The organism is Sorangium sp. So ce1335, assembly GCF_051521615.1.
Lineage (GTDB): Bacteria > Myxococcota_A > Polyangia > Polyangiales > Polyangiaceae > Sorangium.
This window is the reverse complement of record NZ_CP150363.1, coordinates 381,698-395,839: the sequence shown is the minus strand read 5'-3', so window position 1 is coordinate 395,839 and position 14,142 is coordinate 381,698. Positions and strand designations below refer to the sequence as shown.

The window sequence follows — 14,142 nt, the reverse complement described above, 5'->3', positions numbered from 1 at the left end:
GCGCGGGCTGACGCGCGCGGCGAGGGGCCCGCCGGCGTCCCGGGTCCGGCGAGGCGCTCCGGGCGCCCGGGCTCGCCCCGTCGACGACCCGACGCGGCGCGGGGCGAGGCGCTCCTGGCCGCGCCGTCAGCGCGCCCCGAGCGCCTCGTCGAGGTCGGCCCAGAGGTCGTCGACCGACTCGAGGCCGATCGAGAGCCGCAGCAGGCTCGGCGGCGCCAGCGTCCCCGGGCCCTCGACGCTCGCCCGGTGCTCGACGAGGCTCTCGACGCCGCCGAGCGAGGTCGCGCGGAGGAACACCTTCATGCGGCCCGCGGCGCGGAGCGCGTCGTCGGCGCCGCCCTCCACGAGGATCGAGAGCATCGACCCGAAGCCGCCCTTCATCTGCCGCGCCGCGACCGGGTGACCGGGGTGCGACTCGAGCCCCGGGTACAGCACCCGCTCGACGCGCGCGTGGCCCGAGAGGCGGCGGGCGAGCTCCAGCGCGGTGGAGCTCGCCCGCTCCACGCGCACGAAGAGCGTCCGCATGCCGCGCAGCAGGAGCCACGCCTCGAACGGGCCGGGGACGGCGCCCTGCATGCGGCGGACGCGGCAGATGCGCTGCCATGCCTCGTCGTCGCGCGCCGTCGCGAGCGCGCCGGCGAGCACGTCGCTGTGGCCGTTCAGCGCCTTCGTCGCCGCGTGCATCACCAGGTCGGCGCCGAGGGCGAGCGGCCGCGTGTGCACGGGCGTCGCCACGGTCGAGTCGACGGCGAGCCGCGCGCCGCCCGCGCGCGCGATCTCCGCGGCGGCCGCGATGTCGACGACGTCCCAGGTCGGGTTCGCGGGCGTCTCGATCCAGACGAGGGACGTCGGGCCGCGCTGGACGGCCGCGCGGAGCGCGTCGAGGTCGGTCGCGTCGACGAGCTCGAGGCCGACGTTCCACGCCTCGCACCACTCGGTCATCCAGAGGCGGAGGCCGTTGTACATCGCGCGCGAGGCGACGAGGCGGGCCCCGGGACGCACGAGCGCCTGCACCGCGGCGGTCGCGGCCGCCATGCCCGACGCGAAGAGGCGCGCGTCGGCGCCGCCCTCGAGGTCCGCGAGGAGCCGCTCGGGCGCGCGGTAGGTGGGGTTGTCGTCGCGCGTGTACTCGTGCGCTGCGGGTAGGCGATACCCCTCGTCGCGCGCGTACGTCGTGCTCGTGTGGAGCGGCGGCACGACCGCGCCGGTCGCGTCGTCGATGGAGTGGCGCGCCTGCGCCGCGATCGTCTCGGGAGAGGCCATGGGCCCGATGGTAGCGCGCGCCGGCGCGCGGCGCGCTCGGCGCGGGGCGACGCGCCGGGGCTCGGCGCGCTCGGCGCGGGGCGACGCGCCGGCGCGCGGCGCGCTCGGCGCGGGGCGACGCGCCGGGGCTCGGCGCGCTCGGCGCGGGGCGATGCGCCGGGGCTCGGGCGCCGAGCCGCCCCGGCCCATCACTTGGCCAGCATGCGGACCGAGGGCGGCGACGTGTCCGTGGCGGCCGTCGTCCAGTAGATGGCGCGGCAGTCCTGCGCCAGGCCATGGGCGTACGGGCTGTCGGCGAGCGTCTCCGTCGCGCCGCCCGAGGTGCGCACGCGCCGGAGCTGTTCGGCGCCGGCGCTGAACCAGTAGACGAAGGTGGAGTCCACCAGGATCCGGTTCGGGTAACCCGCCGCCGCGAGCACCCCTGCGCCGGAGCCGTCCTTGTTCACGGCGTAGATGTCGCCGGCGGCCACCCAGTAGATGCGCTCGCTCACCGCGATGTCCCCCGGCATCTCGCCGTCATCGACGCGGATCGACGCGACGCGCTCGGGCGCGCTGGGCTCGCCGAGCGCCATCCGCTGCACCGAGATCTGCGCGGCGCCGAGCTCCATCTCGGTCCAGTAGAGGTGGGTGTCGTCCAGCGCGAGGCCCCCCACGTGCACGTCCCTGTCGAGCACCGGCAGGCCCGTCTGGTCGGTCTGGTCGCTACGCGCGGCCCAGATGCGGTGTGGGGCGTCCGGCGCGTCCGGCGCCTCGTCGTGCTGGAACGTCTCGGTGACCCAGTAGATCCAGCCGTTGCCGGCCACGGGCTTCCAGTGGCGCGCCCCTCCCTCGGCGCTCGCGACCCTCGGGACCGTGATGTTTCCTTCAAGCGGTACCCGGAACACGTCCGACACGTTCCAGTCGGTGATGAACAGCGAGCTCCCGTCGCGCGCGAGCATGGTGACGCGGGTGTCCAGCTCGATGAGCGGCACGGTCGAGCCGCCGTCCGCCTCCGCCACCTTCTCGGTCGCGAAGACCGTGCCTCCATAGCCGCTGCCCCAGAGCACGCGCGCGCCTTCGCCGTCTCCCTCGACGGCGATGCCGATCGTCTCGTGCTCCTCTGTGACCGTGGTGGCGAGGACGACAGGCACGCACCGGCCCTCCTTGCACTCGCCGCCGAGGCAGCTCCTGCCGGGAACGCAGCAGTTCTCCGGCTCGGAGAGGTAGTCGTGCTCGCCGTCGGCGGCCTGGCACGCTTCCGGCGCACGCCCGGTGAACGGGAGCGGGCACGCCGAGGGGCTCCCGCCGGCGCCACCGGCGCCACCGGTGCCACCGGCGCCGCCTACGCCGCCTACGCCGCCGGCACCCCCGCCACCACCCCCTCCGGCGCCGGCCGGAGCGGGATCCACGGAGGGGTTTCCGCTGGGGATCCCCCAGATCGCATTGCAGCCCAGGGCTGCCGTGCTCAGGGCTGCGCACACCGCGAGAGAAATCGATGGGCTCGATCGCATCGCGGTACTTTAACGCTGCGCGCCTCCGGACCGATGGAGCCGGCAGCGCGCCCCCGGATTACATCGACACGAGAATCATATCCTGCCGAGACCCGACCCGGGTTCGCGCCTCGGCGGCTCACTTTGCCAGCCTGTGCACCGTGGAGGCCGACTCTGCGGAACCGACGGTCGTCCAGTAGAGAGCGCGGCAGTCCTGCGCGAGGCCCCCGATGAACGTGCTGTCGGCGAGCGTCTCCGTCGCGCCGCCCGACGTGCGCACCCGCCGGATCTGCCGCGCGCCGGGGGTGTACCAGTAGACGAAGGTGGAATCCGCGACGAGCCGCCTCGGGTAATCCGCCGCTGCGAGCACCCCTGGGCCGGAGCCGTCCTTGTCCACGGCGTAGATGTTGGGTCCGGCGATCCAGTAGATACGCTCGCCGACCTCGATATCCCCGGGCCGCTCGTCGGGATCGATGCCGATCGACGCGACGGTCTCGGGCTCGCTGGGCTCGCCGAGCGCCATCCGCTGCACCGAGGCCTGCGCCCCGTCCAGAGGCATCGCGGTCCAGTAGAGATGGGTCGCGTCCTTCGCGAGGCCTCCGACGTACATGTCCCCGTCGAGCACCGGCAGGCCTTGCTGATCGGCCTTATCGGCCCGCGCTGCCCAGATACGTCGCGGGGTGTCGGGCGCTTCGGGATCCTGCTCCGGCCGCTGGGGCACCCCGGTGATCCAGTAGACCCAGCCATCTCCGACCACCGGCTGCCAGTGGCGCCCCGATCCCTCGGCGGTCGCGACCGTCGCGACCGTGATGTTCCCCTGCAGCGGCATCCGGCGCAGACTCGAGCTGGCCCAGTCGTTGAGGAACAGCGAGTCCTCAAGGCGCGTGAGCATGGACATGCGGGCTGCCGATCCGAGCTCCGCCAGCGGCTCGGTCGCCCCGTCAGCCGTGTTCTCGGTCGCGAACACGATGCTCCTGGTGGCGCTGGCCCAGAGCACGCGCGCGGAGTCCCCGTCGACGGCGACGCCGCGCGCCTGGTGGCCTTCGGTGGCCGTGGTGAGGGTGACGGGCGTACACTTGCCCTCCACACACGCGCCGCCGAGGCAGCTCCTGCCGGGGACACAGCAGTTCTCCGCATCGGCCAGGTAGTTGTGCTCACCGTCGCTGGCGTGGCACGCGTCGGGCGCGCGTCCGGTGAACGGCTCGAAGGCGCAGGCGGAGGGGGCCCCGCCGGCTCCGCCGGTCCCCCCCGTCCCGCCGGCGCCTCCGGAGGCTCCGGCACCGCCGGTGGTGCCGGAGGAACTGGCTCCGCCGGCGGTCCCGGTTCCGCCGGCGCCCCCGGCCACCATGGGACCGGCGCCCCCGGAACCGGCCACCGCGGATTCGTCGACGGGTTTCCCCTCGGAGATCCCCCAGATCGCGTTGCAGCCAAGCGCTGTGCTCAGAGCAGGGCACACAGCGAGAAAAATCCAAGCGCGCCATCGCATCGGGTTACTTTACCGCCGCAACCTGGGTCGGGTTGCCCCATCTGCGAGAGGCCTCTCGGGGTCGGGTTGCCCCATCTGCGAGAGGCCTCTCGGCGGTCAAGAAAACACCGATGCTCCAGCCAGCCATCGACGGCGTTCGCTTGCCGATCCGCCACGCCTCCTGGAGAACAGCGTGAGCCCCATGCGCTGTCCACGAGCTGAAGAGCTCGCCCTCACGCCTCGTTCCGACGCGAGCTCGGCCAGAGCGGGCGCGCGGCTTGCTTCCCTCATGGCGCTCGTGATGGCGACCTCGTGCAACAGCGTGCGACCCCAGGAAGGCCGCCCCGGCGAGCCCGCGGCAGCCCCGGGCAACCAGCCCGCGCCGGCCGAGCATGCGCCCGCGCAGAGCGCGCCGCCGGCCCCCGCCGGGGCTCCGGCCCTCGCGCTTCCCCAGGGCGCGGCCGTGGGAGGCGCCACGGCCGACGCGATCGCGGCCTCGGCGGGCGCCTTCCTGGACGGCCTCGATCGCGGGGCGCGGGGCCGGGCGCAGCTCGCGTTCGAGAGCGGCGAGCGCGAGGACTGGCACTACGTGCCGCGCCGCCGCGCCGGCCTGGCGCTCGGGGACATGGACGACGGCGAGCGCGGCGCCGCGCACGCGCTGCTCCGGGCCGGGCTGAGCCCGGAGGGCTATCGCAAGCTGGAGGGCGTCCTGCTCCTCGAGGGCATCCTCGGCGGCATCGAGGGCAACCCGGCGTTCCGGGACCCGGGCCGCTACCACGTCGCCGTCTTCGGCCAGCCCGGGCGCCAGGCCCCCTGGGGTTTCCGCTTCGAGGGTCACCACGTCTCGCTCAACTTCACGTCGGCGGCGCGCGCCGTGGCCACCACGCCGGCGTTCCTGGGCGCCAACCCGGCCGAGGTGCCCTCCGGTCCCCGGAAGGGCCTGCGCGTGCTCGCGGTGGAGGAGGATCTCGGCCGCGCGTTCCTGGCGTCCCTCACCCCGGTGCAGCGTCGGCGCGCCGTGATCGCCCCGACGGCGCCGCTCGACATCGTGACCGAGGCCTCCCGCCGCGCCGCGCTGGCGAGCTTCGACGGCCTGCCCGCCGCCGAGATGACGCCGGCGCAGCGCGCCGCGCTGCTGCGCCTCCTCGAGGTCTACGCCCGCAACTTCCCTGATGACGTCGCCCGCGGGCACCTCGACCGCATCGAGCGGGCCGGCGTGGAGCGGCTGCATTTCGCGTGGGCGGGCAGCGCCGCGCCGAAGCAATCGCATTACTACCGCATCCACGGGCCGACCCACCTGATCGAGTACGACAACCGCGGCGGCGATCACATCCACACGGTGTTCCGCGATCTGCAGGACGACTTCGGCGACAGCCTCCTCGCGCGGCACCTTCAGGAGGGCCACGGCGCCCCCGCCGGCCGGCGGCCCTAGCGCGGCGTCCCTGGGGTTCGTCGCTGGTCCTGTGATGGGAGAGAGAGAATGAACCACAGAGGCACAGAGGGCACAGAGGGGAGAGGGAGAGAACAGGATCTCGCTTCCCTTCTCTATTCTCTCCTCTGTGCCCTCTGTGCCTCTGTGGTTCAAATTCTCATGACCCAGGCGCGAGCCTGGGCGACTCGGCACCAGGCCGCACGGGCGCCAGCAGGTCAGCTCTGCCGCCGCGCGCGCGAGGCCGCGTCAGCGCTCGGTCATGCAGTCATCGAGCGAGGGCGAGGTGAGGACGCGCTCGGTCCACGCTTCGAGCTGCCCGGCATCGGCGGCGCGGACGCGCGCCACGACCGGCTCCGGCAGCTCGCCGAAGCGAAGCCGGAGCAGCTTCAGCAGCGTGCCTCGCTGGCCTTCCATACGGCCCTCCCGCTCGCCCGCCAGGCGGCCCTCCCGCTCGCCCGCCAGGCGGCCCTGCTCGCGTAGGTAGTCTGCGATGGTCACGATCTCCTCCTCGGCCTCCGGCCCGGCCGCCACGAGCAGCCGCTGCAGCAGCTCCCGTGGCTGGGCCGGGTCGGCGATGTTCAAGAACTACCGCCACACGCGCGACAGCGCAGCCCCACCGCCGGGCGCGCCGCGCACCTCCCGGACCACCTCGTACCAGCCGGACAGCCGCGCAACGAGCTCCTCGGGGCGGCGGGCATGCCGGAAGCACCACAGCACAAGCCGCCCCAGCGCCGTCATCGCCCGCGCCCGCAGCGCCTCGTCCGTCTCCGCGACGCGCAACCCAGGGCCGAGCCCCCGCTTCGCGCCCCCGCCGCCGGCGCCCGCGGCGGCCGTCCGACCGGCCTCCTCGCCTGCGCCTCAATCCACGCGGACGACAGCGACCTGGGCTATCCGGCCGGGGGGCTCGACGTCGACGGTGACGAAGTGGCGCCCGATGCCGTCGAGCCGCTCGGGGATGGCGCCGCCGCCGCCCGAGATGTACGCGGGGATCCCCGCGTTCTCGAACGCATAAAACGAGTGGATGTGGCCGTAGAACGTGAGGTCCACCCGCCCGTCCGCGAGCATCGTGAGCAGCTTGTTCGCCTCGGCCCGGCTCGCGAAGGCGCCGTTGCGGGAGCCCACCGGATCGAGGGGCGCCAGGTGCATCGTGACCACGTGCAGGAGATCGCGCCCCTCGGTGAGCCAGCCGGACAGCCACCCGTAGGCGAGCGGATCGATCGTCGCGCTCGCCGAGTCGAGCATCGTGAACTGCACGCCACGGAACACGAAGCGGAAATTCCCCCGGCCAAACCACTCGTGGTAGAGGTCGTCCCGCGTGCCGAGCTCGTGGTTGCCGAGCGTCGCATAACAGGGAAAGGCGAGCGTCTTCATCTCGCGCTGGAACCGCTCGAGCTGCTCTGACGAGCCCCGCGACGTGAGATCGCCGCTGATGAGCGCGAAGCGGATGCCCTCGGCCTCGTTCATCTTCGCGTAGATGTCCTGTACACGGTCGATGTCCTCCTGGACATCGGCGAAGACCGCGAACCGCCACGGATCGAGCCGCGCCGCGTCCGGCGGGCCCAGCGAGAGCGCGACCTCGGCGCCGGGCGGCACGGAGAGGCGGAACGTGCGCTGGGTCGGAAAGGGCGCCTCGACGAGCTCCACGGGCACGCGCGCGCCACCGACGTGGGCCGAGAGCTCCGCGTCCGCGAGCATGTTCTCGATCGTGACCGTCCACGGCCCGCCCGCAGCGTCGATGAGACGGGCCGTGAGCACGGGCGCGCTCGCCCACAGCGAGAGCGCGCCGGGCTCGAGGCGGCGGACCGCCGCGAGCCCCTCGTCCACGACGACGCGCGCCGAGCCCAGCGAGGCCTTCCCCACCTCCAGATCGCGGCGCGCGCGGCCCTCGGCCACGTCGAGGCAGGAGAGCGCGAGCGGCGCGGCGAGGGCGAGGAGCACGAAGCGCGGGTCTCTCATGATCATGGCGATCCTCCGGGGCGCATGAGCAACGACAGCCGCCCGACGTACGCGGAGCCCGCCTGGACGTCGGCGAGCAGGCCCCAGCGGGGCGAGGCGTAGAGCCGGCCCTGCACGCCGATGTGGCCCGGGACGCCGCTGCCGAGGCCCGTGAGCTTCGCGCCGCCGGCGTAGCCGTCGTGCCGGTGATCGTAAAACACCTTGGCCTCCCCGCGCGGATACCCCTCGTGCCCAAGGTACATCCCGAACGCGAAATGCGGGGTCAAGATCTCGTTCCCCTCGAACTCCCGGCGGCCGTGGCGATAGGCCTCGAGCCCGATGCCCCAGCCCATCTCCGCGAACGAGCCCCGCAGCGTCGGCCCGATGTGGGCGAGATCGAGCCGGCCCTTCAGCGTGACCTCGCCGGTGACGGTCGAGAAGCCGTCGGAGGTGTAGCGGTGATGGGTGAGCGCGCCCTCGAGCTCGAGGAACGAGCCGTCCGCCGCGCGCGGGCCGTCCGGCGTGCCGGGGCCGAGGAAGCGATAGGCCATCTCGCCGCGAAGGCGCGCGTTGTCGTCGTTCAGGGCAAACCAGCCGGAGCCCGAGAGCCGGAGCGAGCGCAGGCGCAGATCCATGCCCGGCACGAGGAAGGAGCGGTAAGCGAACGTGGGGTCGTAGACGTAGGCCACGCCGAGCTGCGTCTCGACCCAGGGGAGCGCGGTAAGAGGGCTGCCCGTGCCGCCCTCGGGGGCGAGCACGCCATACAGGTCCGCGAGGAGGGAGATGCCGAACAGGCCCGCGCCCGTGACCGTGGTGAGCACGATCGGGGCGATGACGCGCCGCGAGGCCCCGGTGACGGCCGCACCCCCGAGCCCGCCGATGACGAGCCCGGTCCCCGCGCCCCCGAGCGCCAGCAGGGACATGCCCGTGCGCCCCTCGCCAAGGAGAAAGTGCCCTGTGCCGTGCACGAGGAGGCCGGGGATCACCGCGCCGGTCGCGGCGAGGGCGCGCCGCCCCGGGGAGATGCCGTGCGTTGCCGGCGCCGCGCTCACCGGCGCCGCGCTCGCCGGCGCTGCGCTCGACCATCCGGAGGGTGCGGCCGAGGCCGGGTGTCCCTCGGCCTCGTCGGCCTGGGCCGGCGCCGCAACGAGGAGCGCGAGCAGGGCGAGAAAGTGGCCTGTCGTACGCGGGGGCCTCAGCATCGAGATCTTCGTGAAGGGCGCCTACCGTGGCACGGCCGTGCCGCGCTTGCACGCCTCGCGTGGGCCTCCCGCGCGACGCGACGAGCGCACGCCGTGGCCCCCTGCCCCGCCGAGCGTCCCAGGGTCCGCGCGACAAACGCCGGTGAGCCGTCTCGCTGCTGTGACAGACACCTCGCGGCGGCGGGCGCCGCTCAGGCTCTCTCCCCGATCACTGCTCCGAGGGCGACGGCGCCTTCACCGGCTCCGGCGGATCGATCGCGGGCTTCTTGATGCTCTGGCTCAACCCGGGGCGTTGCTCCCGATGGAAGGGGGGAATCGCCTCGGCCCTCCCGCTCGCGGCCGAGTTCTGGATCGCGAGCATCACCCGCACGTCCGCGAACCCCTCGAGCCCCGAGGGCTCCGGCTCCCTGTCCTCGAGGATGCACCGCGAGAAATAGACGAGCTCCGGGGCGAACTGGTCGCGGCCCTTGAAGGTCTTCTCCTCGGTCTTCCCGCCGACTGTGAGGTAGTGCTTTATATCGGACGAGTAATCGAAGGCCGGCTCCACGCGGAGCTCGCCCTCGGTGCCCGCGATGCGGAACGACGACACGCTCGCGAGCCCCTGGCTCACGGTGAACGTGGCGACGGCGCCGCTCGGGAAGCGCAGGATGGCCGAGGTGGTCTCGTCGACGTCCCTGGCGCGCCGCTCGTCGATCCGCAGGCTGAGGGCGAGCGCCTCGCTCGGCTCCTCGCGGAAGAGGTAGCGGGCGGCGTTGACGCAGTAGACGCCCAGATCGAACAGCGCGCCGCCGCCCTGCTCGCTCCGGGTGCGGATGTCGCCGGGGCGCACGGCGTGCGTGAACAGGGAGGTGAAGGCGCGCACCTCGCCGAGCTTGCCCGAGCGGGCGATCTCGACGGCCGCGAGGTTCCCCTCCTCGAAGTGGAGGCGGTAGGCGATCATCAGCTTCACGCCGTGGTCCTTCGTGGCGCGGATCATCGCCTCGCAGTCCTCCTCGGTCATGGCCATCGGCTTCTCGCAGAGCACGTGGACGCCCGCGGCCGCGGCGCGCTCGGTGTACTCGCGGTGCATCGTGTTCGGCAGGGCGATGTACACAGCGTCGACCCGCGCGCGCTTCAGGATGTCCTCGAGCTCGTCGTACCCGCCGAGCGCCGAGACGCCGTAACGCTCGCCGAGCGCGGCGCGCTTGTCCGGGTCGCCCGAGACGATCGCGACGAGCTCGGAGTTCTCTGCGGCGTTCTTGAACGCCGGCAGCACGGCGACCTGCGCGATGTTGCCCGCCCCGACGACGGCATAGCGGATCTTCCTGCTCTCGTTCGCCCCTGTCCTGGCCATGGTTCCTCCGTGCGCGGGCAACCCGCGTTCGCGGGGAACATGGAGAGACGTGACCGGGGGCGTCAACGGGCGGCGCGGCGGCGAGGCGAACCGGGCGCGGAGCGGCGCGGGGCCAGCGGCGGCCGGGCGTTCAGGGGGAGCGCACCGCCAGGCCGACCCTGCCGATCCGGGGCGGCATGAGCCCGATCGATGTGAAGCGACGCTCTCACTGTAACAGCCGTCGCTCTCCTCCCCGTGTGAATGCCGTGCTTTCGTGTGGCACCGGAGGTTCGGGAGGACCCTTCGAGGTGGGGGGAGCACAAAATTGACCTGGCGCTCGCCTCGCGGGCCTCGGTCGCGGCCGCGCCGAGCAGCGGCGCATCGGTCGCGCTCCGGTGAGCACGGAGGCGCGAACGGAGGTACGCGCGTGGAGCGCCGTGTTACGCTCGCCTCGCGCTCACCGGATTCGTGCCGGCAAGCGCGAGGGGCCGAGTGAACAGCGACGACAGACGGCGTGGTGCCGGAGGGGGCGGACCGCCCGTGCGCGGGCGGCGCGGCCGTGTGCCGGCGCGCGAGGTGGCCAGCGACGCGCTGGCCCGCGCCGTGGCCGACGCGTCGCTGGCCATCTCGCGCGCCGGCGAGGACGCAGGCGCGCTGCGGGAGGCGATCGCGGCGGCGGCGGCGCGCGCCCTCCGCGCCGAGATCGCGTGTCTCTACGAGGTCTTGCAGGAGCCCCGCGCGCTCGCGCTCGTCGCCTCCGAGGGCGCCCCGGGGGGCCCGGGGAGCGCGCTCCTGCGCCTGCCGCTCGACGCCGAGAGCCTCGCCGCGGCGGCCGCGCGCGCGGGGGTCGTGCAGGTCGCGCCCGGGGGCGAGCGCGCCGCGGCGCTCCTCGACGTCGCGCACCTCCGCGCGGAGCGCGGCTGCGCCCACGCGCTCGCGATCCCGCTCGCCTCCGCGGGCCACCCGCGCTCCGTGCTGCTCTGCGCCGCGGCGCAGCCGGCCCTGTCGCAGGCCGAGGAGGCCGAGATCGCCGGCGCCCTGTCGGGGCTCTTCGGGATGGCGCTCGCCGCCGCCGCGTCGCGCGCGCTGAGCGCGCAGGTCGCGGAGCTCGAGCGGGAGAAGAGGGAGCTCGAGCGCTCGCGCGAGAGGCTCGAGGCGACGATGGCGGAGGCGCGGCGGACCGAGGAGGCGCTCCGGCTCCGAGGGGAGAGCTTCGCCCGCGCGCAGAAGATCGCCAGGCTGGCCAACTGGGACTGGCGCATCGCGGGCAACGAGCTCGTCTGGTCCGAAGAGAGCTATCGGATGCTGGGGCTGCCCCGCGAGGCCGGCCCGATCACGTACGAGACGTTCCTCGAGCGCGTCCACCCAGACGATCGCGCCGGCCTGATGCGCGCCGTCGATCTCGCGCTGCAGAAGGCCGAGCCGTACCGCGTCGATTACCGGATCCTCCGCCCGGACGGCGAGGAACGCGTCATCCACACCGTGGCCGATGTCGTCCGCGCCGAGGACGGAACCCCGCTCCGGATGATCGGCACCGCCCTCGACGTGACCGAGCAGCGGCGAGTGGAGGACGCGCTGCGGCTCAGCGAGGCGCGCCTGCGGCTCATCGCGGAGCACGCGAGCGACGTCATCTTCCGCATACGGCTCAGCCCCGAGGAAGGCTACGAGTACATCAACCCCGCCGTCGTCGAGCACACGGGCTATCCGCCCGAGGCCTGGTACGCGAACCCCCGGCTCTTCCTCTCGCTGATCCACCCCGAGGACACGGGGCGCTATCACGAGTTCGTCGAGCGCATGGCCGACGCCGGCGGGCGGCTCACGTTCCGGATCATCGACCGGAGCGGCCGGATCCGATGGGTCGCGACCCACATCACGATAGAGCGCGACGAGAGCGGGGAGCCGCTCACCGCGATCGGGATCTCGCGCGACGTCACCGCGGAGAAGCTCGCCGACGAGGAGCGCGAGCGGCTCGTCGAGCAGCTCGCGACCGAGCGGACGTGGCTCAACACGGTCATCGAGCGCACGCCGGTCGGGATCGTCCTGATCGACCCGACAGGCCAGCAGATCACCTGGAACCACCGCGCCCAGGAGCTCGCCCGGACGACCTCGCCGGACGCGATGGGCGGCACGGCGTGCCTGCGCCTCCCGGACGGGCAGCCGCTCCCCGCCGGGGAGTGCCCGGCGATGCGCGCGCTGCAGGGCGAGGTCACGACGGCGCGGGAGCTGTCGCTGTGGCACGCCGACGGCGGCGTCCTGGCGCTGCTCATGAGCGCCGGGCCGATCGTCGACGGCAACGGGAAGCTCCTCGGCGCCGTGCTCGCGTTCGAGGACATCACGCGGCTGAAGGAGCTCGAGCGGCTCAAGGAGGAGTGGACGTCGGTGGTGGCGCACGATCTGAAGCAGCCCGTGACGACGATCGTCGGGTATGCGGCGCAGATCGAGCGGAGGCCCCACGTCGCCGAGGCCGTGAAGGCCAGGGCAGGCCACATCCTGGCGAGCGCCAGGCGGCTCGGTCGGATGGTCTCCGATCTCACGGACATCTCCCGCATCGAGTCGCGGCGGCTCGCGATCGAGCGCGGCCCGGTCGACCTGCCGGCGCTCGTGCAGGCCGTCGTCGAGCGGACGGCGGGCGAGACCCAGGGGCACCCGGTCGACATCGAGATCCGCGGCGAGATCCCGGTCGTGGCGGCGGACGCGGGGCGCGTGGAGCAGGTCCTCAGCAACCTGCTGTCGAACGCCGCGAAATACGGGGATCATGGGACGCCGATCCAGGTGCGGCTGGAGCGGCGGGGGGACGCGGTCGAGACATCCATCTGGAACCGGGGGCGCAGTATCCCGCCCGAGGAGCAGCCGCTCCTGTTCGAGCGGTTCTTCCGGGGCAAGGCGAGGGAAGAGCGGGTCGTGGGCCTCGGCCTCGGCCTCTACATCGCGAAGGGCCTCGTCGAGGCGCACGGGGGCAATATCTGGGTCGAGAGCCCGGGGGACGGGCATACGGCGTTCTATTTCACGCTGCCGGTCCTGGCGGCGTGACGCGGTTGGTTGATCGAGCGCTGCCCGGCCCCGGTGGGCGCAGCGTCACGCGCGGGTGGGGCTCTGGATGCCTGCTGCGGGATAGGCCGGCCCGGGCACGATGCGGGGGCCCGCGGGGACGGCGTGGCTCCGGCCGGTGATGCGCTCGAACTCCACGACGTCGTGGGAGCACACGAGCCTCACCTCGTGGCCGCTCTGCTGGCCCAACGCGCGCAGCCGGCGCTGGTTCTCGAGGCGCGCGGCGCGGTCCTTCTCCATCATGACCTGATAGAGGCGAAGGCCCGGCGTGCAGCGCGGGCGCACCGGATCCATCTCGCGATGATAGAAGTAGGCGTCGCCGGCGAGGAGCAGCCAGCCGCCGTCGCTCCGGACCGCCACGCCGGCGTGGCCGAAGGTGTGGCCGATCAGCGGGACGAACAGCACCTCTTCCTTGAGGCCGCCCACCGCGCGCGCGCCATCGAAGCCGAACCAGCGCTCTCCGCCGTCCGAGGGATAGGCGATCCAGTTCGGCTGCGTCGACCATTGCGCGGGCCTGTATCGCATGCGATCGAGCAGCGTCCGCTGGGCGACGGCGGCGTCGCGCTCGGCGGCGAGCAGGTGGACAGCGGCGGAGGGGAAGTCGTCGAGGCCGCCGGCGTGGTCGAAATCGAGGTGGGTGAGCACGATGTGACGGACGTCCTCAGGCCGGAAGCCGAGGCGCTGGATCTGCCGGTGCGCCGTCATCTCGGCCCGGAGCTCGGGCCGCACGAGGAAGAGGAAGAACCGGCTCAGCCGCTTCCTCGCCATCGAGACGTCCAGCAGCCCGAGCCCGGTGTCCACGAGGACGAGGCCGCTGTCGGTCTCGAGAAGCAGGCAATGGCACGTCAGCCTTCCCCGGAGCCCCACCGTCTGCCCGTCCATCAGCGCGCCGCCGATCGGGCAGGTCGAGATGCAGTTGAGATGATGGATTCGCATGCTCCCCTCGCGGACACGCGGCCTGGAGCAGCCGCTGGACGGACTCGCACAGGGACGGGCGCATCGCGTGTCAATGCGCG

11 protein-coding genes are annotated in these 14,142 nt (G+C 73.4%); 2 read left to right on the top strand and 9 right to left on the bottom strand.

Annotated elements, in window-relative coordinates; all coding sequences use genetic code 11:
• Window positions 1-126: 126 nt before the first annotated feature.
• From WMF24_RS01415 to WMF24_RS01405, 3 genes are all read right to left on the bottom strand, one after another.
• Complete coding sequence (locus WMF24_RS01415; RefSeq protein ID WP_437734530.1) at window positions 127-1,263, bottom strand: trans-sulfuration enzyme family protein; 1,137 nt, start codon at window positions 1,261-1,263, stop codon at window positions 127-129.
• Window positions 1,264-1,451: 188 nt separating this feature from the next.
• Window positions 1,452-2,651 carry a hypothetical protein gene (locus WMF24_RS01410; protein ID WP_437734529.1) on the bottom strand — a complete coding sequence of 400 codons (1,200 nt, stop codon included), beginning with the start codon at window positions 2,649-2,651 and terminating at the stop codon, window positions 1,452-1,454.
• Between the two features lie 220 nt (window positions 2,652-2,871).
• Window positions 2,872-4,107 carry a hypothetical protein gene (locus tag WMF24_RS01405; protein WP_437734528.1) on the bottom strand — a complete coding sequence of 412 codons (1,236 nt, stop codon included), beginning with the start codon at window positions 4,105-4,107 and terminating at the stop codon, window positions 2,872-2,874.
• Window positions 4,108-4,486: 379 nt separating this feature from the next.
• Here WMF24_RS01405 and WMF24_RS01400 point away from each other — a divergent pair, with 379 nt between their 5' ends.
• Complete coding sequence (locus tag WMF24_RS01400; RefSeq protein ID WP_437734527.1) at window positions 4,487-5,629, top strand: DUF3500 domain-containing protein; 1,143 nt, start codon at window positions 4,487-4,489, stop codon at window positions 5,627-5,629.
• A gap of 246 nt (window positions 5,630-5,875) precedes the next feature.
• On the opposite strand, the gene WMF24_RS01395 is transcribed toward WMF24_RS01400, so the two are convergent.
• The 5 genes from WMF24_RS01395 to WMF24_RS01375 all read right to left on the bottom strand — a co-directional run bounded on the left by WMF24_RS01395 (window position 5,876) and on the right by WMF24_RS01375 (window position 10,099).
• The gene (locus tag WMF24_RS01395; protein WP_437734526.1) at window positions 5,876-6,211 is read right to left on the bottom strand and encodes a DUF4351 domain-containing protein; all 336 of its coding nucleotides are present in this window, start codon (window positions 6,209-6,211) and stop codon (window positions 5,876-5,878) included.
• Window positions 6,212-6,214: 3 nt separating this feature from the next.
• Window positions 6,215-6,409: a hypothetical protein gene (locus tag WMF24_RS01390; RefSeq protein WP_437734525.1), complete on the bottom strand. Its 195-nt coding sequence runs from the start codon at window positions 6,407-6,409 to the stop codon at window positions 6,215-6,217.
• Window positions 6,410-6,487: 78 nt separating this feature from the next.
• Entirely contained in the window at window positions 6,488-7,591 is a 1,104-nt protein-coding gene (locus WMF24_RS01385; protein ID WP_437734524.1) for a metallophosphoesterase family protein, read from the bottom strand.
• Window positions 7,588-8,766 (bottom strand): hypothetical protein, encoded by a 1,179-nt coding sequence (locus tag WMF24_RS01380; protein WP_437734523.1) that lies wholly within the window; start codon window positions 8,764-8,766, stop codon window positions 7,588-7,590. The genes WMF24_RS01385 and WMF24_RS01380 overlap by 4 nt, the downstream gene beginning before the upstream one ends.
• A 208-nt stretch (window positions 8,767-8,974) precedes the next feature.
• Window positions 8,975-10,099, bottom strand: a complete 1,125-nt coding sequence (locus WMF24_RS01375; RefSeq protein ID WP_437734522.1) for a Gfo/Idh/MocA family protein — start codon at window positions 10,097-10,099, stop codon at window positions 8,975-8,977.
• Between the two features lie 540 nt (window positions 10,100-10,639).
• Between WMF24_RS01375 and WMF24_RS01370 the strand changes: the two genes are divergently transcribed.
• Window positions 10,640-13,108 carry a PAS domain-containing protein gene (locus tag WMF24_RS01370; protein ID WP_437734521.1) on the top strand — a complete coding sequence of 823 codons (2,469 nt, stop codon included), beginning with the start codon at window positions 10,640-10,642 and terminating at the stop codon, window positions 13,106-13,108.
• A 45-nt stretch (window positions 13,109-13,153) separates the two neighbouring features.
• On the opposite strand, the gene WMF24_RS01365 is transcribed toward WMF24_RS01370, so the two are convergent.
• Window positions 13,154-14,062 (bottom strand): MBL fold metallo-hydrolase, encoded by a 909-nt coding sequence (locus WMF24_RS01365; RefSeq protein WP_437734520.1) that lies wholly within the window; start codon window positions 14,060-14,062, stop codon window positions 13,154-13,156.
• Window positions 14,063-14,142 lie beyond the last annotated feature (80 nt).